Below are 21,686 nucleotides of genomic sequence, written 5' to 3'. Positions count from 1 at the left end.
CGGCTTCCTTCAACAGCAGCTGCAGGAGCGGATGCAGTCGATGCTGCTCGAGCGCAGCGCACGGTCGCGCCGGCCCGACGAAGTGATCCGGCGCCAAGTGGCGCACCTGCGCGACGCGTAGCAGATGACACCTGATCTCGTGCTGAAAGATCCATACATCCTCGACTTTCTCGGCCTCAATGATCACTATCTGGAGCGTGATCTCGAGGATGCGATTCTGCGCGAGATGGAACAGTTCTGTTGATTTCCACCGCATCCCCGGTGGGTCAATTCCGCGTGGACATCAACAGCCGCAGCGTTCGCACCAAATCCAACGGGGGGATGCAGCATCACCCGGTACTCGAACAGCGGCAGGTCACGCACTCGGCGAACCGTTGTCTCGTGGATCTGCGGGCAGCGTGTCCCACATTGCTCGCAGTACATGACCTTGCTGACCGGCTTCAAATACAGCGACAGCCTGCGGCCTTCGCCTTCCGGCTATTCCACACGCTCCAAATCGCTGACCTGTCCAGCAACCCGGTGCCTGAAGTGCCTTGCGATCGAGCAATTCCTCCTCCTGACCTCCTTACAGTCAGGCGTCAGATTCGCAATCGGCATCAAATCTTCCACGGTTTCCTGTGATGAACCATTTTTAAGCCATTTCCTAGTGTTTTCCCTTAAATGGCTGTGTCGGGTTTTTCCCGTAGTTCGCCTCCGCGAGCGCCCAGTGCCCGGCGCAGCAGTAGTTCCCGTCAAATCGCGCCCGGCCGCGCCAATACTGGCTGTAGCGTCACTGGTACTTTTCCACAAGCGCCGGCTTTTTTCGTCCGTAGCCGATGCATTACCAAAGGTATGGGAAAGCGCACAAAAAATGTATCTGGAACAACGAAATTGGATTGATACGCTGCAATCACTGTATCAGCGCCGTCAACCACGCAGAAGCGGCATCGGGCCCACCCGCCAATCGGGCTATCGATGCCGAATCAGACGAAGTTCGCGGTTTCCCTTACCAGTTAGTCGGGACGACAGAATGACTCCAAATCTGACGTTTGCGCCGGGCGACGTACTTCCCCCCGAAGCAATCCACACCGACGGTGCGCCGTCGATCGCCCGTTCGAGTATCGCGACCGGAACCGACATCCTGACCGTCAGGCATCTGTCGAAGATTTTCGGTCCGAAGCCGGAGCGTGCGATCGAGATGATGAAGCGCGGCGTCGGCCGCAACGAGATTTTCGCTGAAACCGGCAACATGGTGGCGGTCAACGACGTGAGCCTGAGCGTGCGCGCCGGCGAGATCTTCGTGATCATGGGATTGTCGGGATCCGGGAAATCGACGCTCGTCCGGCTGCTGAATCGCCTGATCGAGCCGACGTCCGGTCAGGTCGTGCTCGAAGGCCGCGACATCGCACCGATGTCGACGCCAGAACTGCGCGACGTCCGGCGCCAGAAGATGGCGATGGTGTTCCAGTCGTTCGCATTGCTGCCTAACCGCACCGTGATCGACAACATCGCGTACGGGCTCGAAGTCGCGGGTATCAAGAAGGCGCAGCGCTACGACGTCGCGCGTGCCGCGCTGGAGCGCGTCGGCCTGGGGTCGTACGAAAAGCTGCTGCCGAGCGAACTGTCGGGCGGCATGCAGCAGCGCGTGGGCCTGGCACGTGCGCTGGCGGTGAATCCGTCGGTTCTGCTGATGGATGAGGCATTCTCCGCGCTCGATCCGCTGATCCGCTTCGAAATGCAGAACGAGTTGCTGCGCCTGCAGAAGGAAGAGCAGCGCACGATCGTGTTCATCTCCCACGATATCGAGGAAGCGGTCAAGATCGGCGGGCGCATCGGCATCATGAAGGACGGCTGCCTGATCCAGGTCGGTACGCCGGCCGAACTGATCCAGACGCCGGCCGACGCGTACGTGCAGGACTTCTTCCGCAACGTCGACGTGTCGCGCTTCCTGAAGGCGTCGAGCATGATGACGAAGATCGAACGCGGACTGCTTCGCTGCGATGCGGGCACGCCGTCCGACCGTTACCTGAACCAGCTGATCGACAGCGGCGCGGAATGCGGCTACGTATGCGACGAGGCCGGCCATTACCTGGGCTGCGTCACGCCCGCGACGCTTCACCGGTCCGGCACGCGGCCGATTCGCGAGGCATTCCTGAACGACTTCAATGCGGTTCCGATCGATACCGATCTGCATCGGCTCGCGTCGATCGCGCTGACGCAGCAGCACGACGTGCCGGTGACGGACGCAGCGGGACAACTGGCGGGCGTCGTGTCCTGCCGGACGATACTCAAGCAGATGATGCAACGGAGGGCAGCATGAATTCGTCGGTGATCGGGAAGTTCGCGGAGAACTTCGTCAATTTCCTGTTTCTGCATTTCCGCGGCGGCTTCGACACGTTCTCGGCGGGGCTTGGCGCGGTCGTGAAGCTGCTCGAGGACGGCCTTGCCGCCGTGCCGTTCATCGCGATGGTCGTGATCCTGGTCGGCCTCGCACTGTGGCGCCGCGGCATCGTGTTTTCGGTCTTCGTCGGCGGCGCGCTGCTTGTGATTCACTACATGGGCTTGTGGGCGCAGACGGTGTCGACCCTCGCGCTCGTGACCGCGGCGACGTTCTTCAGCCTCGTGATCGGTGTGCCGCTCGGCATCTGGGGCGCACGCAACAACCGGATCGGCATGATCCTGCGCTCGCTGCTCGACTTCATGCAGACGATGCCCGCGTTCGTGTACCTGATCCCGGCCGTGATCCTGTTCGGGCTCGGACGCGTGCCGGCGGTGATCGCGACGATCGTGTTCGCGATGCCGCCCGTCGTGCGGCTGACGACGCTCGGCATCCGGCAGGTGCGCGAGGAACTGATCGAAGCCGGCCGCTCGTTCGGCAGCACCGACTGGCAGCTGCTGTGGAAGATCCAGCTGCCGAACGCGTTGCCGTCGATCATGGCCGGCGTGAACCAGACGATCATGATGGCGCTGTCGATGGTGGTGGTCGCGTCGATGATCGGCGCGGGCGGCCTCGGCGAATACGTGCTGAGCGGGATCCAGCGGCTCGACATCGGGATCGGCTTCGAAGGCGGGCTGGGCGTGGTGCTGCTCGCGATCGTGCTGGACCGCCTGACGGAAAGCTTTGGCGTGAAGGCGAAGAAGAAGGCGAAGAAGCCGATGGCCCGCACCGGCAAGGCCGGCCCGCACGGCGAGGCACGCACCTGATGAGCACAGAGGTGAAACGCAGTTGACGGACGATCAAGCGCCGCGGCCACGGTGCCGCGGCTCAGCCGGTGTAGCAGTGCATGGAGACCAGAAACGCCGATAAAGGCGTTCCTCATTCTTGAAAGACTCGCGTGATTAAAAAGGAGTACTAGATGAAAATCCATACGTTCAAGTCGCTTCTGGCGAAACTTGCGGTATCGACGGTGGTTGCCTGCAGCGCAGGTGTGGGCGCGGCGGCGGCGGCCGAACCGGTCAAGATCGCGGTGACCAACTGGGCGGACGTGCTGGCGGTGGCCAATGTCGCGAAGTACGTGCTGGAGACCCAACTCAAGCAGCCGGTGCAGTTCGTGCAGGCCGACATCGGCATCCAGTACCAGGGCGTCGCGCGCGGCGATCTCGACATCATGGTCGGTGGCTGGCTGCCGGTCACGCACGGCACGTACTACGCGAAGTACAAGAACGATCTGGAAGACGTCGGCATCATCTACACCGGCGGCAAGAACGGCTGGGCCGTGCCGACCTACGTTCCGGAATCGGAGCTGTCGTCGATCGCCGACCTGAACAAGCCGGAAGTCAAGAGCAAGCTGAACGGCACGATCCAGGGCATCGAGCCGGGTGGCGGCCTGATGCAGGCGTCGGAGAAGACGATCAAGGCCTACAACCTGGAAGGCTACAACCTCCAGGCATCGAGCGAGGCCGGGATGCTGGCGAGCGTGTCGCGTGCGTACCAGTCGAAGCAGTGGATCGTCGCGACGGTCTGGAGCCCGCACTGGCTGTTCCAGAAGTGGCAGATGCGTTACCTGAAGGACCCGAAGGGCACGCTCGGCGGTGAAGAACAGGTCCACGCGTTCGCGTCGAAGAAGTTCGCGGGCAAGTTCCCGCGCGCCGACGTGTTCTTCAAGCACCTGATGCTGACGCTGGCCGACGTCGAGGCGATCGAGTTCGAAGGCAACAGCACGAACGACTACGCGACGGCTGCGAAGAAATTCGTCGATGCCCACCCGGACAAGCTGAAGGCCTGGCTGCAGCAGTAACGTCGTGCGGCGGTAGCGCAGGCGACGCGTTCGACGTCGTCCGCGTGAACCGGCCAGGTGTATCGCCGCAAGCCGATGGCCGGTGCCGCAACGATGGTGCCGGCTTGGCAGCGGACGGTACACGCAGTCGATGCAGCCCATCACGAACCGCGCCGCGGAGTCACCAAGTGAACGAGAACGCCCGATTTTTTTCCGAAACCCTCCAGAGCCGAGATCCGGTGATCGCATCGGAGATCGCACTGGAGCTGCGTCGCCAGCAAACCCAGATCGAGCTGATCGCGTCCGAAAACATCGCGTCCGCGGCGGTGTTGGAAGCCCAGGGAACCGTGCTGACGAACAAGTACGCGGAAGGCTACCCGTCCCGGCGGTACTACGGCGGTTGCGATCATGTCGACCGGATCGAGGCGCTCGCGATCGACCGCGCGTGCGCACTGTTCGACGCGAACCATGCGAACGTCCAGCCGCACTCGGGCGCGCAGGCAAACGGTGCAGTGATGCTCGCGCTGGCCAGGCCCGGCGACACGGTGATGGGCATGTCGCTCGATGCGGGCGGCCACCTCACGCACGGTGCGCGGGCCGGGCTGTCGGGGAAATGGTTCAACGCGGTGCAGTACGGCGTGAACCCGGACACGCTGCGCATCGATTACGACGACGTGCGCCGACTCGCCGAGCGTCATCGCCCGAAGCTGATCATTGCGGGCTATTCCGCGTATCCGCGCGCGCTCGACTTCGCCGCGTTTCGCGAGATCGCGGACAGCGTCGACGCGAAGCTGATGGTCGACATGGCGCACATCGCCGGCATCATCGCGGCCGGCCACCATCAGAATCCGGTGCCGTTCGCGGACGTGGTGACGTCCACCACGCACAAGACGCTGCGCGGCCCGCGCGGCGGCTTCATCCTGACGAACCACGCCGAGGTCGCGAAGCAGATCAATTCGGCGGTCTTTCCGGGGCTGCAAGGCGGGCCGCTGATGCACGTCGTCGCGGGCAAGGCCGTGGCATTCGCGGAAGCACTTCGTCCCGAATTTACCCGCTATATCGACCAGATGCTGCGCAATGCGCAGGCGCTCGCGGGCGTGCTGACGGCAGGCGGCCTGACGCTCGTCACGGGCGGAACGGACAACCACCTGCTGCTGGTCGACCTGCGTTCGCGGCGCATCACCGGCACGCAGGCAGAGAAGGCGCTGGAGCGCGCAGGCATCACCTGCAGCAAGAACGGCATTCCGTTCGATACGGAAAACTTCACCGTCACGTCTGGCATCCGGCTCGGCACGCCGGCCGGCACCACGCGCGGTTTCAGTATCGCGCAGTTCGAGCAGATCGGCGAAATGATCCTCGACGTGCTGGACGCGATCGAGCGAGACCCGGCCGGCGACGAAGCGGTCGAGCGCGCGGTGCGCACGCGCGTGCGCGACCTGTGCAACCAGTTTCCAATCTACGCGCATGCGGAGGTGTTCGCCTGAGCTCGGAAGCGGGCCAGGTCAGGAATATCGTTCGGATAACGTAGCTAACCGGTCGGCGCGCATGCATCAACGTGCCGACGACATTGAGTCGAATTGCCGGTTTCCTGCCCGACGGCGGGAACCTGGCGCACCCACCTGAATGAGGAATCGAAATGAGCTTCGAGGGCGTACACACACCGCTGGTCACCCCGTTCGACGCGGACGGCGAAATCGATCACGAACTGCTCGGCCGGCATGCGGCCGATCTCGCCGGCCGCGTGTCTGGCCTCGGCATCGGCGGCACGACGGGCGAATACTATGCATTGAGTTTCGACGAGCGCGTGCGCACGTTCGACACGGTCGCGGCCGCAGCCGGCGGCAAGACGTTCCTGACCGCGGGCATCAATGCGACGACGACGAAGGAAGTGCTGCGTCTCGGCCGCGAAGCGAAACGCGCGGGATTGAACGCGCTGCTCGTTGCCGCGCCGTATTACGCGCAACCGACCCAGCAGGAACTGCTCGCGCATTTGCTCGCCGTGGACGACGCGCTCGACATGCCGATCATGCTGTACAACTTCCCGGCGCGCACCGGCACCGAAATCGGCGACGGAATTCTCGAAACGCTGCTCGAGCGCAAGAATTTCGTCGCGATGAAGGAAAGCACCGGCGACATCGCGCATCTGCATCACCTGTCCACGCATTTCGGCGGCCGGCTCGTGCTGAGCTGCGGCATGGATGACCAGGCGCTCGAGTTCTTCGCATGGGGCGCCCGCAGCTGGGTCGGCGGCGCATCGAACTTCTTGCCCGAAGCGCACACCGACCTGTTCGACGCATGCGTGACGCGCGGCGATTTCGCGACCGGCCGCAATCTGATGGCGCAACTGCTGCCGGTGCTCGAACTGCTCGAGCGCAGCGGCAAGTTCATTCAGTACGTGCGTTACGGGTGCGAGCTGGCCGGCTTGCCGGTAGGCGTCGCGCGCGCACCGCTCGGCGCGCTGTCGGGCGACGAGCGTGACGCGTTCGCGAAGCTCGTGAAGCCGCTGCTGCGCGAGCGCCGGTAATTCATCATGAGCACGAATCTGGAATTCGCGCGGTTTCCGGCGCCAGACGGGATGAATGGCTGGTGGGAGAGCCTGCCGCCCGCGACGGACGCCCGCACCGTCGCGTCCGAGAGCCGGTTCGACTGGGTCGTCGTCGGCGGCGGCATCACCGGGCTGTGCGCGGCCCGCCGGCTCGCGGAACTCGCGCCCGGCGCGTCCATCGCGCTCGTGGAGGCCGACCGGATCGGCCGCACGACGGCCGGGCGCAATTCCGGATTCTTCGTCGACCTGCCGCACGACATCAGCAGCGAAAGCTACTCACGCAGCATCGAGGAAGATCGCGCCGACGTGCGGTTTCAGCGGCACGGCATCGACTATGTGCGTGACATCGTGAGGCGCTTCAGCATCGACTGCGACTGGCGCGACGACGGCAAATTTCACGCATCGGCGAACAAGAAGGGCGCCGCCGCGCTCGCGCATTTTGCCGACGGCCTGACCCGCATCGGCGAAGCATTCGAATGGCTCGACCAAGCCGCGATCAAGGCTGTGACCGGCACCGACTTCTACACGGGCGCGCTGTTCACGCCGGGCTGCAGCACAGTGCAGCCGGCTGCGCTAATGCGCGGGCTCGCGACCACGCAGCCGGACAACGTGACGGTGTTCGAGCTCAGCCCGGTCACGCTGATCGGGCCGCGCGGCGACACGCGCGTGCTGCATTTCGCCGGCGGCACGATCGTCGCGAAGCAGGTGATCCTGTGCACGAACGCGTACGCGGCGACTTTCGGCATGCATTCGAACGGCTTGCTGCCGGTCTATACGTTTGCGTCGCTCACGCGCCCGATGAATGCCGACGAAGTCGCGAAGCTCGGCGGCACGCGCTCGTGGGCGGTGATTCCGGCCGATCCGATGGGCACGACCGTGCGGCGCCTGATCACCGATCGCATTTGCGTGCGCAACCATTTCGCGTTCCGGCCGGACGTGAAGGTGTCTGCGGCTGATCTGGCGAAGGCGCGGCATCTGCATCAGCGCTCGTTCGCGCGCCGCTTCCCGGTGCTCGGCGGCGTCGAGCTCGAATATACGTGGGGCGGGCCGCTGTGCCTGTCCGCGAACAACGGCGCGCTGTTCGGCAAGCGCGCCGACGGTCTCTACGAGGCGATCGGCTGCAACGGCCTCGGGCTGAGCCGCGGATCGTCGTCCGGCAAGCTGATCGCCGAATATGCGCTCGGCGAATCGAACAGCCTCGTGCAGCAGCTGCTAAAGCAGCCGCATCCGCGCCCGCTGCCGGTCCGACCGATCCTCGACCTGGCCGTGTCGGCGACGATCTGGGCCAAGGAATTCTCGGCAGGTGCCGAGCTTTGATTTTCAAGGAAACGACATGACGACCCATCAGGATTGGAAACAGAAGGCGAATGCGTTGTCGCTCGACGGTCGCGCATTCATCGCAGGGCAACGCAGTGCGGCGGCGTCGGGCGAAACGTTCGCCACGCTCAACCCCGCGTCCGGCAAGGTGCTCGCCGAGGTCGCGCGCTGCAACGCACGCGACGTCGAGCGGGCGGTCGCGGCCGCGCGCGACGCGTTCGAGTCGGGTGTCTGGTCGAAGGCCGCGCCCGCGCATCGCAAGGCGGTGCTGCTGCGCCTCGCGCAGCTGATCGACGAGCACGCAGAGGAACTCGCGCTACTCGAGGCGCTGGAAGCCGGCAAGCCGATCGGCGAATGCCTGGGGCTGGACATTCCCGAATCGGCCGCGTGCATTCGCTGGCACGCGGAAGTGACGGACAAGCGCTACGACGCGTTGTCACCGTCCGGCGCCGGCGTCGTCAGCATGATCACGCGCGAACCGATCGGCGTCGTCGGCGCCGTGCTGCCGTGGAATTTCCCGGCGCTGATGCTAGCGTGGAAAATTGGCCCCGCGCTGTCGGTTGGCAACAGCGTGGTCGTGAAGCCTGCCGAGCAGACGTCGCTGTCGACGCTGCGCATCGCCGATCTCGCGCTGGAAGCCGGCGTGCCGCCCGGCGTGTTCAGCGTCGTGACCGGGTTCGGCGGCGAAGCGGGCGAGGCGATCGGCCGCCATCCGGACGTCGATCTCGTCGCGTTCACCGGCTCGACCGCGACCGGCAAGCGCTTCCTCCACTACTCGGCCGACACCAACCTGAAGCGCGTCGTGCTCGAGTGCGGCGGCAAAAATCCGCAGGTGATCCTGCCGGACGTCGCGAACCTCGACGCGGTGGCCGAGCAGGCGGTCGCAGCGGCATTCTGGAACATGGGCGAGAACTGCAGCGCCGGCTCGCGGATCCTCGTGCCGTCGAGCCGCAAGGCCGAACTGCTGGAGAAGATCCAGGCCGTGCTCGCCGGCTGGAAGACTGGCGATCCGCTCGACCCGGACGTGAAGCTCGGGGCGCTGATCGAGCAGAAGCATTACGAGAAGGTGCTCGGCCATATCGAGAAGGCGAAGGCAGAAGGCGCGCACGTGGTGTGCGGCGGCCGCGCGATCCTCGCGGAGACCGGCGGCTGGTTCGTCGAACCGACGATCTTCGACCGGGTGACGCTGGAGATGAGCATCGCGCGCGATGAGGTGTTTGGGCCGGTCGTCTGCTTCATCGAATACGACGACGTCGACGATGCGGTTCGGATCGCGAACGATACGTGCTATGGGCTGGCCGCGTCGCTGTGGACCGACAACGTGAATAGCGCGCACAAGATCGCCGCGCGGATTCGCGCGGGCACGGTCACCGTGAACTGCTTCGGCGAAGGCGACCTGTCGACGCCGTTCGGCGGCTTCAAGCAATCGGGGTTCGGCGGGCGCGACAAGTCCGTCTACGCGCACGATCAATATTGCGAGCTGAAGACCACCTGGCTGAAGCTCGACTGAGTGCGCGGGCCGGGCACGACGCGCGATGGTGCGCCGAACCATGCGTCGCCCGCATGGTCGCCGGTCGTTCGGCCTGCGGGAGTCGCGCACAGCGCGACAAGCGGCGACCCTTGCGGCCGCCGAACCGAGGTGCGACTTGCAGTCCCCGTAATCGCTTTCGATAATGGCGGCGCGGTGCACAATCGATCGAAAATGGCGTCGTCGCGACGCTGTTGCGGCGGCCGGGCCGCCCTTGTCAGCCGCCCGGCCGACGCGCAAGCTGCAATATTCGGATAATTGAATGGTTTGCGATGAGACAGCCCGCGGCCAGCGTGCGGGACTGTTGTCGACGGGTGCGTCGACGCAGCGTCCGACCTCCGTTTTGAGAGTGAAAGCCATGTTGAAGAAGCAATTGTTTGCCGACCGACTTCTCGCGCAGATGCCGTCGCTTCGCGCGCTGCGGTGCTTCGTGACGGCGGCGCGCTACGAGAGCTTCACCCAGGCGGCCGAGGTGCTGTGCGTGACGCAGGCCGCGATCAGCCGGCAGATCAAGGAACTCGAGGATTCGCTCGACGTCGCTCTGTTCGAGCGCACCGGCCGGCACATCGCGCTGACGGATGCCGGACGGATTCTCTACAACGCGTCGTATCTGTCGATCATGAACATCGCCGAGGCGGCGGAGGCCGTGCGGCGCACCGACAAGCACGCGTTGATGGTCTGCGTGTCGCACACGTTCTCGGCGCTGTGGCTGTCGTCGCGGCTGCCCGCGTTTCGCGAGCAGTTTCCGAATATCCAGCTGCACGTGATCGTCACCGAACATTTCATGGAGCTCGACGGGCTCATCGAGCCCGACGTGATCATCACGAAGAACCCGCCGCGCGAGCCCGAGTTCGAATCCGAGCCGCTGTTTCATGACATCGTGTATCCAGTCTGCAGCCCGTCGTTTTACGAGCGGCATTTCCACGGCCGGTCGCTGAAGCCGCTGGACCTGCTGACGAGCCCGACGTTGAATCTGTCGATGCTCGGCCGCGCGCAGGTGTGCGAGCACGTCGACTGGCGCGTGTGGCGCAACTGGTTTCAGCAGAGCGACGGCACCGATATGCTGAGTCAGAACAAGTATCTGGAAAGCAACGACTACCGGCTGCTCGTCGCGCAGGCCGAGGCCGGCGAGGGCACGCTGCTCGGCTGGCATCACCTCGTGCACCGGCAGATCGACCAGGGCATCCTGATGCGGCCGGTGCAGGACGTGCTGGTGTTTCGCGATCGCCATCACTACCTGATCACGCACCGGAATGCGCAGCCGCGCCCGGAGTATCGGATGTTCCGGGAGTGGCTGAGCGACGAGGTCGGCGTGATGATGCACGGCTGGCTCGACACCGGCGTCGAGATCGCGGGCTAGCGCATCGGCTGCATCGCTCGATCGCGCTGTTCGACAAGGAAGTCTTTCCCGTTTGCTCTCCGGCGTGGCTGCGGCAGGACAGCGCGCTACGGACACGGCGTCGCGCTTGGCTGGGGGTGGTTCGTTCACGACCTGCTTGATACGGCGTCGATTTCAGAATTGAAACTTCGGTTCCATATTTGACGCGGTGCGGCGCCGGGCCTCGCGGCCGGTCACGGTACATCAACGCCGTCCGTTCCATTCTCGATGTGGCCTGCTTTTTGCATTACCGGAGCGACATGCTGGATGTCCGCTCGTTTGACGGATCTTTCCGGATAAACGGAAACGAACCCGACAGTTCGACGGATGCCGCCGATTTTCAATCGTAAGGTGATGCAATGACTGACTACGACAAACGAAGCACCGTATCTGACGGCGACGCGCATTGCGATGCGCAGGAACGCCTGGCGGACGCCAATCGATCCGCATTGACGCCCGGATGGGTCGGCGCACGCCGCCTCGACACGAACTGGGCCTGGGCGAAAGGAACGTCAGGCTACGACTGGATGGATCACGCGCCGCTTTTCGATCCCCGCGATTGATCCTCCCGCGAGCGCAGGTCGTGCCACGGGCTCGCCGTGGTTAGACCGGCGACCGAACCGGCCGGCGAGCCGGTCCCTTATTTCCGGCTGGTCGGCTGGATGCTATTCGTCGTCGCGATGTCGATAGCGGCTGTCCGGCGATCTGGCGAACATGTCGACTGGCGAAAGCCGGGACGATGCAACCTCGAATGACCGACGCGAGAATCCGCACGCCGCCCAGCGAGGCAGGCGGGTGGAGGACGGCGCGTCGGCGAGCTCAATTCAATTCTTCACTATCCATGGCCGCCGTGACGCCTACCCCCATCCAGTCCATCCTGATCGCGAACCGCTCGGAAATCTCCATTCGCGTAATGCGTGCCGCCGCCGAACTGAACATGCGTACGGTGGCGGTCTATTCGAAGGAAGACCGGCTCGCGCTGCATCGCTTCAAGGCGGACGAGAGCTACCTGATCGGCGAGGGCAAGAAGCCGCTCGCCGCGTATCTGGACATCGACGACATCCTGCGTGTCGCACGGCAGGCGAAGGTCGACGCGATTCACCCCGGTTACGGCTTCCTGTCCGAGAACCCGGACTTCGCGCAGGCCGTGATCGACGCCGGCATCCGCTGGATCGGTCCGTCGCCGGACGTGATGCGCACGCTCGGCAACAAGGTTGCCGCGCGCAATGCGGCGATCGCGGCCGGCGTGCCGGTGATGCCCGCGACCGCGCCGCTGCCGGGCGATCTCGACGCGTGCCGGGCGCTGGCCGCGGAGGTCGGCTATCCGCTGATGCTGAAGGCGAGCTGGGGCGGCGGTGGACGCGGGATGCGCGTACTGGAAAACGCTCAGGACCTCGAAACCCTGCTGCCTGTCGCGCGCCGCGAGGCGCTGGCCGCATTCGGCAACGACGAGGTGTACGTCGAGAAACTCGTGCGCAATGCGCGGCACGTCGAGGTGCAGGTGCTCGGCGACCTGCACGGCACGGTCGTCCATTTGTACGAGCGCGACTGCACGGTGCAGCGACGCAACCAGAAGGTCGTCGAACGCGCACCGGCGCCATATCTCGACGACGCGGGCCGGCAGGCGCTGTGCGAATCCGCGCTGCGCCTGATGCGCGCGGTCGGTTACACGCATGCGGGCACCGTCGAATTCCTGATGGATGCCGACACCGGCCAGTTCTACTTCATCGAGGTGAACCCGCGCATCCAGGTCGAGCACACGGTGACCGAGATGATCACCGGCATCGACATCGTGAAGGCGCAGATTCGCATCACGGAAGGCGCCCGTATTGGTCTCGCCGAGGACGCAACGGACGGCGACGGCGCGCTCGTCGCACGTGCGGCAGGCGTGCCGGAACAGCAGGCGATTCCGCTGAACGGCAACGCATTGCAATGCCGGATCACGACCGAGGATCCGGAGAACGACTTCCTGCCCGACTACGGGCGGCTCACGGCCTATCGCAGCGCGGCGGGCTTCGGCGTGCGCCTCGACGCCGGCACCGCCTACGGCGGCGCGGTGATCACGCCGTACTACGACTCGCTGCTCGTGAAAGTGACGACCTGGGCGCCGACGGCCGCCGAATCGATCCACCGGATGGATCGCGCGCTGCGCGAGTTCCGCATTCGCGGCGTCACGTCGAACCTGCAGTTCCTCGAGAACGTGATCAATCACCCGGCCTTCATCGCGGGCGACGTGACGACGCGCTTCATCGACAAGACGCCGGAGCTGCTCGCATTCGCGAAGCGCGGCGATCGTGCGACGAAGCTGCTGCGCTATCTCGGCGAGCTGAACGTGAACGGAAACGCCGAGATGAGCGGCCGCACGCTGCCGGCACTGCCGTTGCCGAAGCCGGTGTTGCCGAAGATCGATACGGCCGTGGCGATTCCTGCGGGCACGCGCGATCGCTTGCGTGAGCTTGGTCCCGAGAAATTCGCGCGCTGGATGCTCGACCAGAAGCAGGTGCTGCTGACCGACACGACGATGCGCGACGCGCACCAGTCGCTGTTCGCGACGCGCATGCGCACCGCCGACATGCTGCCGATCGCGCCGTTCTATGCGCGCGAGCTGTCGCAGCTGTTCTCGCTCGAATGCTGGGGCGGCGCGACGTTCGACGTCGCGCTGCGGTTCCTGAAGGAAGACCCGTGGGAGCGGCTTGCGCTGCTGCGCGAACGCGTGCCGAACATCCTGTTCCAGATGCTGCTGCGCGGCTCGAACGCGGTCGGCTATACGAACTACGCGGACAACGTCGTGCGCTTCTTCGTGCAGCAGGCCGCGAGTGCCGGCGTCGACGTGTTCCGCGTGTTCGATTCGCTGAACTGGGTGCGCAACATGCGCGTGGCGATCGATGCGGTGGGCGAGAGCGGGATGCTGTGCGAAGGCGCGATCTGCTACACCGGCGATCTGTTCGACACGTCGCGCTCGAAGTACGACCTCAAGTACTACGTCGGCATCGCGCGCGAACTGCAGCAGGCCGGCGTGCACGTGCTCGGCATCAAGGACATGGCCGGCATCTGCCGCCCGCAGGCGGTCGCGACGCTCGTGAAGGCGCTCAAGGAGGAAACCGGGCTGCCCGTGCATTTCCATACGCACGACACGAGCGGCATCGCCGCGGCGTCGGTGCTTGCGGCAGTCGGTGCGGGCTGCGATGCGGTTGACGGCGCGCTCGACGCGATGAGCGGGCTCACGTCGCAGCCGAACCTGTCGAGCATCGCGGCGGCACTGGCCGGCGGCGAACGCGATCCGGGGCTGGATCAGGACCGTCTGCACGAAGCGTCGATGTACTGGGAAGGCGTGCGCCGGTATTACGCGCCATTCGAATCCGAGATCCGCGCGGGCACGGCTGACGTCTACCGTCACGAGATGCCCGGCGGCCAGTACACGAACCTGCGCGAGCAGGCGCGTTCGCTCGGTATCGATCATCGCTGGACCGAGGTGTCGCGTGCGTATGCGGACGTGAACCGGCTGTTCGGCGACATCGTCAAGGTCACGCCGACGTCGAAGGTGGTCGGCGACATGGCGTTGATGATGGTCGCGAACGACCTGAGCGTGGACGACGTGCGCAACCCGGACAAGGACCTCGCGTTCCCCGAATCGGTCGTATCGCTGTTCAAGGGCGAGCTGGGCTTCCCACCCGACGGCTTTCCGGCCGAACTGTCGCGCAAGGTGCTCAAGAGCGAGCCGCCGGCACCGTATCGTCCCGGCGACCAGATTCCGCCGGTCGACCTCGACACGGTACGCAAGCAGGCCGAGGCTGCGTGCGAGCAGCCGCTCGACGACCGGCAACTCGCGTCCTACCTGATGTATCCGAAACAGACGGTCGACTATTACGCGCACGTTCGCGCGTACAGCGATACGTCGGTCGTGCCGACGTCCGCGTTCCTGTACGGCCTGCAGCCACAGGAGGAAGTGGCGATCGACATCGAGCCGGGCAAGACGCTGCTCGTATCGCTGCAGGGCCAGCATGCCGATGCGCAGGACGGCATCGTGAAGGTGCTGTTCGAGCTGAACGGCCAGTCGCGTTCCGCGCTGGTCGAGCAGAAGAGCGTCGTGCAGGCGGGCAAGGAGCGCCATGGTCTGCAGCGTGCCGATCCGGCGAATCCGATGCATGTTGCCGCGCCGATGCCGGGCTCGGTCGTGACGGTGGCCGTACAGCCGGGGCAGCGCGTGGCGGCCGGCACTACGCTGATCGCGCTGGAGGCGATGAAGATGGAAACACACATCGCGGCGGAGCGCGACTGCGAGATCGCGGCCGTGCATGTGAAGCCGGGCGAACGGGTGGCGGCGAAGGATCTGCTGATCGAGTTGAAAGACCCGACACAATGAGGGTTGCCGCGATCGGTCGTGCGTGGTGACCGGGCAGGGCATCGCAATCGGCACACCGCCTGCTCGGGGGGGGGGCGTGCCGAACTGTTCGGCGACGGCTGCCTGCGCGTCGTTACGCGCCGACGCGCAGGCAGCCGGCCCGCCATCGGTCAGTACACCGCGTCGCTGCCCCCCTGATCGGTCACGATCGCAACCCCCGAGCTCGTGCCGAGCCGCGTCGCGCCGGCCTCGATCATCGCAAGCGCGGTCGCGCGGTCGCGTACACCGCCAGACGCCTTCACACCGAGCACGGGGCCGACCGTGCGGCGCATCAGCGCGACATCCGCGAGCGTCGCGCCGCCGTGGCCGAAGCCGGTCGACGTCTTCACGAACGCGACGCCGATGTCGCGGCACATCTCGCACACGTGTACCTTCTCGTCGTCGGTCAGCAACCCCGTTTCGAGGATCACCTTGAGCGGCACCGTGCCGCAGGCACGGTGCACGGCGTCGATATCGGCCTTCACGTCGTCGGCGCGGCCGCTCTTCAGCGCGCCGAGGTTGATCACCATGTCGATCTCGCGCGCGCCCGCCGCGATCGCGGCCGACGCCTCGAACGCCTTCGCGGCGGACAGGCCCGCGCCGAGCGGGAAGCCGACCACCGCACACACAAGCACGCCGGTGTCGGCCAGCTCGCGCGCGGCGAGCGGCACGTTCGCCGAATTCACGCAGACCGAGTAGAAGCGATGCTCGGCCGCCTGGCGGCAGAGTTCGCGGATCTGTGCGTCGCTCGCGTCGGGCGCGAGCAGCGTGTGATCGATGGTTTGAGCGAGTTGGGCGTTGGAAAGCGGCATGTTTCAGGACTCCACGGATCGTGTGCGGTAAGGGCACACGTAAAGTTGATGTTTTCACATCGGTTTGTTACAAATACGACATTCCGGCCGGGCCCGCGCGCCCGGCATGACAAGCGACGGATGCGACGGGTACGCAGGATACTGGCATGGAAACGAAGAAGGGCGAACGGATCAAGACGCTGATGAACGTGCTGCAAGGGCAGAACGCGATTCATCTGAGGGAAGTCGCCGAACTGTTCGGCGTGTCGGAAATGACGATCCGACGCGACCTCGCGGACAATCCGCACGGCCTCAGCCTGATCGGCGGCTACGTGACGCGCCACTTCGCCGCGCAGCGCAGCGACATCGGCGAGTACGTCGTCAGCGCCGAGAACAACCGGCAGACCGAGGAGAAACGCCGCATTGGCAAGCTGGCCGCGCAGTTCGTGACGACCGGCGACACGATCTTCGTCGACTGCGGCTCGACCACGCCGTTCATCGTCGACTTCATCCCCGACGACCTCGAATTCACCGCCGTCTGCAATTCGCTGAACGTGTTCGCGAAGCTGCAGCAGAAACCGCATTGCAGCGTGATCCTGTGCGGCGGCGTGTATCACCGCAAGAACATGGTGTTCGAGTCGGTGGCCGAGACGGGCATCCTCGACACGGTGCGCGTGTCGAAGGCGTTCATCTCCGCGGCCGGCGTGAGCGACCGCTGCGGCGTCACGTGCTTCAACTTCCACGAAGTCGACGCGAAGAAGAAAGTGATGGAACGCGCGCAGAACCGCTTCCTGCTCGTCGACCACACGAAGTTCGACGAAGTGCGCGCGGCCTATTTCGCCGAGCTGACCGACTTCAACTACGTGATCTCGGACGGGCAGCTGAGCCGCCGGTACGAAACGACGATCCGCGAACACGGGATCGCGCTCGTGACCTGATGCAGCATGGCGGCGCAGTTCGATCTCGCCTCGCATCGTCAGGCTCCTGACGTGTTGCGCGCAGCGGCATAGCGCGCGGGCGCGTTGCCGTCGGCGGCTGCGTCGGGCATCGCCGCCGGCTGGTGCCGCAGGCAGTAGAAGCCGTAGTAGACGATCACGACGAAGCACGCGAGCGGCACGACGAATGCGAGCTGCATGTTGCCGCCCGTGTGATCGGAGATCAGCCCCTGGATCAGCGGTACGACCGCGCCGCCGACGATGCTCATCACGAGGATCGAGCCGCCGTATTCGGTGTCCTTGCCGAGCCCGTCGATCGTGAGGCCATAGATCGTCGGCCAGCACGGGCCGAGGAACACGCTCACGCCCACGGCTGCATAGACGGCCGTGATGTTGTGCACGCTGATCGTGTACGCGAGCAGCACGATGCACAGGATGCCGTAGACGATCAGCACCTTGGCCGGGCCGACGCGCTTCATCACGAGCGTCGCGATCAGCTTGCCGACGAAGAACGCGAAGAACGTCGCGAGCAGGTAGTGCGACGCGCCGCGCTCGGTGAGGCCGCCGATCTGCATCGCGAGCCGGATGGTGAAGCTCCAGACACCCACTTGTGCACCGACGTACAGGAACTGCGCGACGATCCCCGCGACGAAGCGCCGGTTGCCGAACAGGCGCGCCAGCGTGCCGCGCGCGTCGATCCGGTGCGTGGCCACGCCGGGGCCGTTACCCTTGCAGGCCGGGTAGGGCGTGAGCGCAAACACGACGAACACGCCCGCGAGCACGACGATCAGCCACTTGTACGGCTCGAGCGTGGCCTGGATCATCGCGAGCTGGTGGACGTGGGCTTCGGCCGCCGACATCGCGGCGAGCTGCGCATGCGACGCATCGCCCTCCTTGAAGATCAGGAAGCTGCCCATGTACACGCCGGCCATCGCGCCGAACGGATAGAACGTCTGCGAGATGTTCAGCCGCCGCGTGCTGGTTTCGCGCGGGCCCATCAGTGTCGAATACGAGTTCGACGCGGTTTCGAGGAACGACAGGCCCGCAGCGATCACGAACAGCGCGACGAGGAACATCCCGTACTTCGCCATCGACGCGGCCGGGAAGAACAGCAGGCAGCCGGTCGTGTACAGCAGCAGGCCGACGAGGATCGTCGTCTTGTAGCTGAACTTCTTCACGACGGTCGCGGCTGGAATCGCGAGAAAGAAATAGCCGAGATAGAACGCGGACTGCACGAACGCCGATTCGAAATCGGACAGGAAGAACGATTTCTTGAACTGCGCGATCAGCACGTCGTTCAGGTTCGCGGCGGTGCCCCACAGCGCGAACAGGCAGCACAGCAGCGTGAACGCGAAGAGCGGCGTGCGGTTCAGGTAATAGCCGTCGGGGGCGTGTTCGATTCTGGTACGGCCCATGGGTGTCTCCTTCCCGGTTGTCTCGTCGATGAAGGCGCCGTTCAGATGCCGGCGTCGCGGAGGAAGCGTTCGAACGTCGCGGCGTCGGCGTACGACTTCTGCGTGCCGAGGCCCATGACCGAATGCGCGGCGTAGGCCGACGCGTAGCGCATCGCGTCGATCGCATCGCGCGTCGCCGCGTAGCAGCGCGCGAAGCAGCCGATGTACGCGTCGCCGGCGCCCGTCGTGTCGCGCGCATCGACCTGTACGCCCGGCACGTGCCGCGCGCCGTCGCGTGACACGAGCAGCGAGCCGTCGCTGCCGAGCGTGACGAGCACGTGCTTGAGCCCGCGCGCGATCAGCGATTCGGCGGCGCGGGTGGCGCTCGCGCGCGAATCGACCGGCATGCCCGACACGATCGCGAGTTCGGTCTCGTTCGGCACGAAGAATTCGACGGACCGGATCCGCTCGAAATCAAGATCGGCCACGGCGGGCGCGGGGTTCAGCAGCACGGGAATGCCGTGCCGGGCACCGAATTCGATCGCGTGATAGACGGTGTCGAGCTCGATCTCGAGCTGCAGCACGATCAGCGCGCATTCGACGAGCTGCGGCGCGGCCGCGTCGATGTCGGCGGGCGTCAGGTGGCGGTTCGCGCCCTTGACGATCAGGATGCTGTTGCTCGAATCGGGTTCGACGAAGATCGGCGCGACGCCGCTCGGCACGCCGGCGACCTTGCGCACGTGCGTGGTGTCGATGCCCTCGCGCTCGAAGTTGCGGATCGTGTTGTCGGCGAACACGTCGTCGCCGACCTTCGTGACCATCACGACACGCGCACCGAGGCGCGCGGCCGCGACGGCCTGGTTCGCGCCCTTGCCGCCGCAGCCGAGCTCGAAGTTCGGCGCCTCGAGCGTTTCGCCCCGGGCGGGTATGCGCGTGACGTAGGTCACGAGATCGACCATGTTGCTGCCGATGACGGCGATTGTCTCCATCTGCGTCTCTTCCTTGGAATGGGGGGCGTATACGATCGACGGCGGCCACCATGGATGAGAATAAAATCACAATAAATGTGATAATGCAATCGTATGATGTTATGCGGGTCACTATGTGGGATCGGCCCGGGTGCGCCTGGTACTGGGCGAACCAGACGCAGGACATCTGGGCGTGACCGCGCTCATCCTGAAGTCGCTGGCGGGTCTGGTGCGCGACGCCGCACGCGGCGAGCGTGCGCGTCCCGACCAGGTTCGCGCACCGGGCATCGGGCCCGCGAAGGTCATACGTGCGGCTCGCGGCTCAGCCAGTCAATGCGACGACACGAACACCGCATCGTCGAATGGCGCCGGAATCGCGAACTGCGCGCGCATGCGCTTCGTCTCCTGCGCGGGCGTCAGGCCGAACAGCCGCTTGAATTCCCGGCTGAACTGCGACGCGCTCGCATAACCGACCGCATGGCCGGCCGCCTCCGCAGTCAGGTCCTGGCGCACCATCAACAGGCGCGCCTGATGCAGCCGCGTCGACTTCAGGTACTGCATCGGCGACACCTGCGTGATCGTCTTGAAGTGGCTGTGGAAGCTCGGCACGCTCATGCCGGCTTCCCCGGCCAGTTGCGTCACGTCGAGCGACTTCGCGTAGTCGGCGTGGATCATGCGCAGCGAACGGCCGATCCGGCCGAACTGTCCACGCATCGCCAGCGCGCTGCGCATTGCGCCGCCCTGCGCGCTGGTGAGCACGCGGAAATACAGTTCGCGCAGCAACCCGGGGCCGAGCACCGCCGCTTCGAGCGGGCGGTGCATCGCCTCGACGAACCGCAGCACGGTCGCGTGCATCGCATCGTCCATCGGCGTCGACATCATGCTTTTCGGCGCTTGCACGGGTTCGGCGATTCCCTCGCGATCGATCTGCGCGGCCAACTCGGCGGCCATCGGGAAATCGAGGTGCAGATACAGCGCGAGCAGCGGGTGCGCCGCCGTTGCGTCGGTTTCCATGCTGAACGGCACGGGCACCGATACGGCCAGGTAGTGGTCCTCGTCGTACAGATAGCGTTCGCCGCCGAAATAGCCGCGCTTGCTGCCCTGGCACACGATCACGATGCCCGGGTCGTACAGCACCGGCGTGCGGGATAGCGCGCGGTTCGAACGCAGGATGCGCACGCTCGGTAGCGCGGTCAGGTTGTAGCCTTCGTCCGGCGCCAACGCATGCAGCAATGCGATCAGGCGTTTGCGACCGCGCGCGGGCAGCGATGGCGAGCGGGGCGAGGAGGGGGCGGCGTTCATAGTTTCAGGCAAGAAATTCAGCAGAATCGGGCTTATTCGACGTGGTTCGTCAGACTAGCATGCATGCTTCTATCGACATTCGGGAGAAGCTCACATGGCATCCGGCAACATCATGCTCATCACCGGCGTCAGCAGCGGCTTCGGCCGTGCGCTCGCGCAAGCGGCACTGGCCGCGGGTCATACGGTGGTCGGCACCGTGAGAAGCGAAGCGGCAAAACGGGCGTTCGAGGCGCTGTCCCCGCGTGCGGCCATCGGGCGCGTGCTCGACGTGACCGACTTCGAGCGCATCAACGGCGTCGTCGCGGAAATCGAGTCGAGCGTCGGGCCCGTCGACGTGCTGGTGAACAATGCCGGTTATGGACACGAAGGCATCATGGAGGAGTCGCCGCTGTCGGAGATGCGCCGACAGTTCGACGTGAACGTATTCGGCGCCGTCGCGATGTTGAAGGCCGTCGTGCCGTTCATGCGCGAACGCCGGCGCGGCCGCATCCTGAACATCACGTCGATGGGCGGCCACATCACGATGCCGGGCATCGCCTATTACTGCGGCAGCAAGTTCGCGCTGGAAGGGATTTCGGAGACGCTCGGCAAGGAGCTCGAGCCGTTTGGCATCGCGGTGACTGCCGTGGCGCCGGGCTCGTTCCGTACCGACTGGGCTGGCCGTTCGATGACGCGAACGCCGCGTTCGATCGCCGATTACGACGCGCTCTTCGATCCGATCCGCCAGGCGCGCGAGGAGAAAAACGGCCGCCAGTCGGGCGATCCCGCGAAGGCGGCGCGCGCGATGCTTGCGGTCATCGCGGCGGACCATCCGCCGGCCCATCTGTTGCTCGGCAGCGATGCGCTTCGGCTCGTGCGCGCCAAATGGTCGGCGCTGGAAGACGAAATTCGCACGTGGGAGGCGGTGACCGTGTCGACGGACGGTTGACGCGCGATCGGTCGTGCGTGACG

16 protein-coding genes and 2 pseudogenes are annotated in these 21,686 nt (G+C 65.3%); 13 read left to right on the top strand and 5 right to left on the bottom strand.

Translation table 11 applies throughout. The features are described 5' to 3' along the window. Positions 1-13: 13 nt before the first annotated feature. Positions 14-238, top strand: a pseudogene (locus tag DIE11_RS36915) (DUF1016 domain-containing protein); the annotation flags it as partial. A gap of 51 nt (positions 239-289) precedes the next feature. On the opposite strand, the pseudogene DIE11_RS36360 reads toward DIE11_RS36915, so the two are convergent. Further along, positions 290-547: pseudogene (locus tag DIE11_RS36360) on the bottom strand (ISL3 family transposase); the annotation flags it as partial. A gap of 462 nt (positions 548-1,009) precedes the next feature. Here DIE11_RS36360 and DIE11_RS16535 point away from each other — a divergent pair. From DIE11_RS16535 to DIE11_RS16490, 10 genes are all read left to right on the top strand, one after another. Further along, positions 1,010-2,299, top strand: a complete 1,290-nt coding sequence (locus tag DIE11_RS16535) for a glycine betaine/L-proline ABC transporter ATP-binding protein (RefSeq protein WP_124625565.1) — start codon at positions 1,010-1,012, stop codon at positions 2,297-2,299. Next, positions 2,296-3,183 carry a proline/glycine betaine ABC transporter permease gene (locus tag DIE11_RS16530; RefSeq protein ID WP_124625563.1) on the top strand — a complete coding sequence of 296 codons (888 nt, stop codon included), beginning with the start codon at positions 2,296-2,298 and terminating at the stop codon, positions 3,181-3,183. Before DIE11_RS16535 ends, DIE11_RS16530 begins: the two co-directional genes overlap by 4 nt. Before the next feature lie 152 nt (positions 3,184-3,335). After that, entirely contained in the window at positions 3,336-4,217 is an 882-nt protein-coding gene (locus DIE11_RS16525) for a glycine betaine ABC transporter substrate-binding protein (RefSeq protein WP_124625561.1), read from the top strand. Positions 4,218-4,384: 167 nt separating this feature from the next. Next, on the top strand, positions 4,385-5,680 hold the full coding sequence (gene glyA, locus DIE11_RS16520; protein ID WP_124625559.1) for a serine hydroxymethyltransferase: 1,296 nt from the start codon (positions 4,385-4,387) through the stop codon (positions 5,678-5,680). Positions 5,681-5,832: 152 nt separating this feature from the next. After that, positions 5,833-6,720, top strand: a complete 888-nt coding sequence (locus DIE11_RS16515; protein ID WP_124625558.1) for a dihydrodipicolinate synthase family protein — start codon at positions 5,833-5,835, stop codon at positions 6,718-6,720. 6 nt (positions 6,721-6,726) lie between these two features. Further along, positions 6,727-8,058, top strand: a complete 1,332-nt coding sequence (locus tag DIE11_RS16510) for an FAD-binding oxidoreductase (protein WP_124625556.1) — start codon at positions 6,727-6,729, stop codon at positions 8,056-8,058. Between the two features lie 16 nt (positions 8,059-8,074). Next, complete coding sequence (locus tag DIE11_RS16505; protein ID WP_124625554.1) at positions 8,075-9,568, top strand: aldehyde dehydrogenase; 1,494 nt, start codon at positions 8,075-8,077, stop codon at positions 9,566-9,568. 376 nt (positions 9,569-9,944) lie between these two features. Further along, positions 9,945-10,946: a LysR substrate-binding domain-containing protein gene (locus tag DIE11_RS16500; protein WP_124625552.1), complete on the top strand. Its 1,002-nt coding sequence runs from the start codon at positions 9,945-9,947 to the stop codon at positions 10,944-10,946. 377 nt (positions 10,947-11,323) lie between these two features. After that, a complete protein-coding gene (locus DIE11_RS16495; protein WP_124625551.1) occupies positions 11,324-11,527 on the top strand; it encodes a hypothetical protein in 204 nt (67 codons plus the stop codon). A gap of 278 nt (positions 11,528-11,805) precedes the next feature. Further along, positions 11,806-15,327, top strand: coding sequence for a pyruvate carboxylase (locus tag DIE11_RS16490; protein WP_124625549.1), 3,522 nt, complete (start codon positions 11,806-11,808; stop codon positions 15,325-15,327). A gap of 149 nt (positions 15,328-15,476) precedes the next feature. Here DIE11_RS16490 and deoC read toward each other — a convergent pair whose 3' ends face one another. Then, a complete protein-coding gene (gene deoC / locus DIE11_RS16485) occupies positions 15,477-16,157 on the bottom strand; it encodes a deoxyribose-phosphate aldolase (RefSeq protein WP_124625547.1) in 681 nt (226 codons plus the stop codon). A 146-nt stretch (positions 16,158-16,303) separates the two neighbouring features. Here deoC and deoR point away from each other — a divergent pair, with 146 nt between their 5' ends. Then, positions 16,304-17,074, top strand: a complete 771-nt coding sequence (deoR, locus tag DIE11_RS16480) for a DNA-binding transcriptional repressor DeoR (RefSeq protein ID WP_124625545.1) — start codon at positions 16,304-16,306, stop codon at positions 17,072-17,074. 38 nt (positions 17,075-17,112) lie between these two features. Here the strand turns inward: deoR and fucP are convergent, their stop codons facing one another. The 3 genes from fucP to DIE11_RS16465 all read right to left on the bottom strand — a co-directional run bounded on the left by fucP (position 17,113) and on the right by DIE11_RS16465 (position 20,735). Next, complete coding sequence (gene fucP / locus DIE11_RS16475; protein WP_124625542.1) at positions 17,113-18,486, bottom strand: L-fucose:H+ symporter permease; 1,374 nt, start codon at positions 18,484-18,486, stop codon at positions 17,113-17,115. A 41-nt stretch (positions 18,487-18,527) separates the two neighbouring features. Further along, positions 18,528-19,454, bottom strand: coding sequence for a ribokinase (gene rbsK / locus DIE11_RS16470; RefSeq protein ID WP_124625540.1), 927 nt, complete (start codon positions 19,452-19,454; stop codon positions 18,528-18,530). A gap of 309 nt (positions 19,455-19,763) precedes the next feature. Continuing rightward, positions 19,764-20,735 (bottom strand): AraC family transcriptional regulator, encoded by a 972-nt coding sequence (locus DIE11_RS16465; RefSeq protein WP_124625538.1) that lies wholly within the window; start codon positions 20,733-20,735, stop codon positions 19,764-19,766. Positions 20,736-20,829: 94 nt separating this feature from the next. Between DIE11_RS16465 and DIE11_RS16460 the strand changes: the two genes are divergently transcribed. Further along, positions 20,830-21,663: an oxidoreductase gene (locus tag DIE11_RS16460; protein ID WP_059605830.1), complete on the top strand. Its 834-nt coding sequence runs from the start codon at positions 20,830-20,832 to the stop codon at positions 21,661-21,663. Positions 21,664-21,686: the final 23 nt, after the last annotated feature.

Source organism: Burkholderia sp. Bp9012 (assembly GCF_003853825.1).
Classification (GTDB): Bacteria; Pseudomonadota; Gammaproteobacteria; order Burkholderiales; family Burkholderiaceae; genus Burkholderia; species Burkholderia diffusa.
This window is presented reverse-complemented; position numbering and strand designations above follow the sequence as displayed.

Coding starts and splice junctions, on each gene's coding strand:
- DIE11_RS16460 (WP_059605830.1), top strand. CDS start 20,830: ATGGCATCCGGCAACATCATGCTCATCACCGGCGTCAGCAGCGGCTTC.
- rbsK (WP_124625540.1), bottom strand. CDS start 19,454: ATGGAGACAATCGCCGTCATCGGCAGCAACATGGTCGATCTCGTGACC.
- DIE11_RS16530 (WP_124625563.1), top strand. CDS start 2,296: ATGAATTCGTCGGTGATCGGGAAGTTCGCGGAGAACTTCGTCAATTTC.
- DIE11_RS16515 (WP_124625558.1), top strand. CDS start 5,833: ATGAGCTTCGAGGGCGTACACACACCGCTGGTCACCCCGTTCGACGCG.
- DIE11_RS16495 (WP_124625551.1), top strand. CDS start 11,324: ATGACTGACTACGACAAACGAAGCACCGTATCTGACGGCGACGCGCAT.
- fucP (WP_124625542.1), bottom strand. CDS start 18,486: ATGGGCCGTACCAGAATCGAACACGCCCCCGACGGCTATTACCTGAAC.
- DIE11_RS16490 (WP_124625549.1), top strand. CDS start 11,806: ATGGCCGCCGTGACGCCTACCCCCATCCAGTCCATCCTGATCGCGAAC.
- DIE11_RS16465 (WP_124625538.1), bottom strand. CDS start 20,735: ATGAACGCCGCCCCCTCCTCGCCCCGCTCGCCATCGCTGCCCGCGCGC.
- deoR (WP_124625545.1), top strand. CDS start 16,304: ATGGAAACGAAGAAGGGCGAACGGATCAAGACGCTGATGAACGTGCTG.
- DIE11_RS16500 (WP_124625552.1), top strand. CDS start 9,945: ATGTTGAAGAAGCAATTGTTTGCCGACCGACTTCTCGCGCAGATGCCG.
- DIE11_RS16510 (WP_124625556.1), top strand. CDS start 6,727: ATGAGCACGAATCTGGAATTCGCGCGGTTTCCGGCGCCAGACGGGATG.
- DIE11_RS16535 (WP_124625565.1), top strand. CDS start 1,010: ATGACTCCAAATCTGACGTTTGCGCCGGGCGACGTACTTCCCCCCGAA.
- DIE11_RS16525 (WP_124625561.1), top strand. CDS start 3,336: ATGAAAATCCATACGTTCAAGTCGCTTCTGGCGAAACTTGCGGTATCG.
- DIE11_RS16505 (WP_124625554.1), top strand. CDS start 8,075: ATGACGACCCATCAGGATTGGAAACAGAAGGCGAATGCGTTGTCGCTC.
- deoC (WP_124625547.1), bottom strand. CDS start 16,157: ATGCCGCTTTCCAACGCCCAACTCGCTCAAACCATCGATCACACGCTG.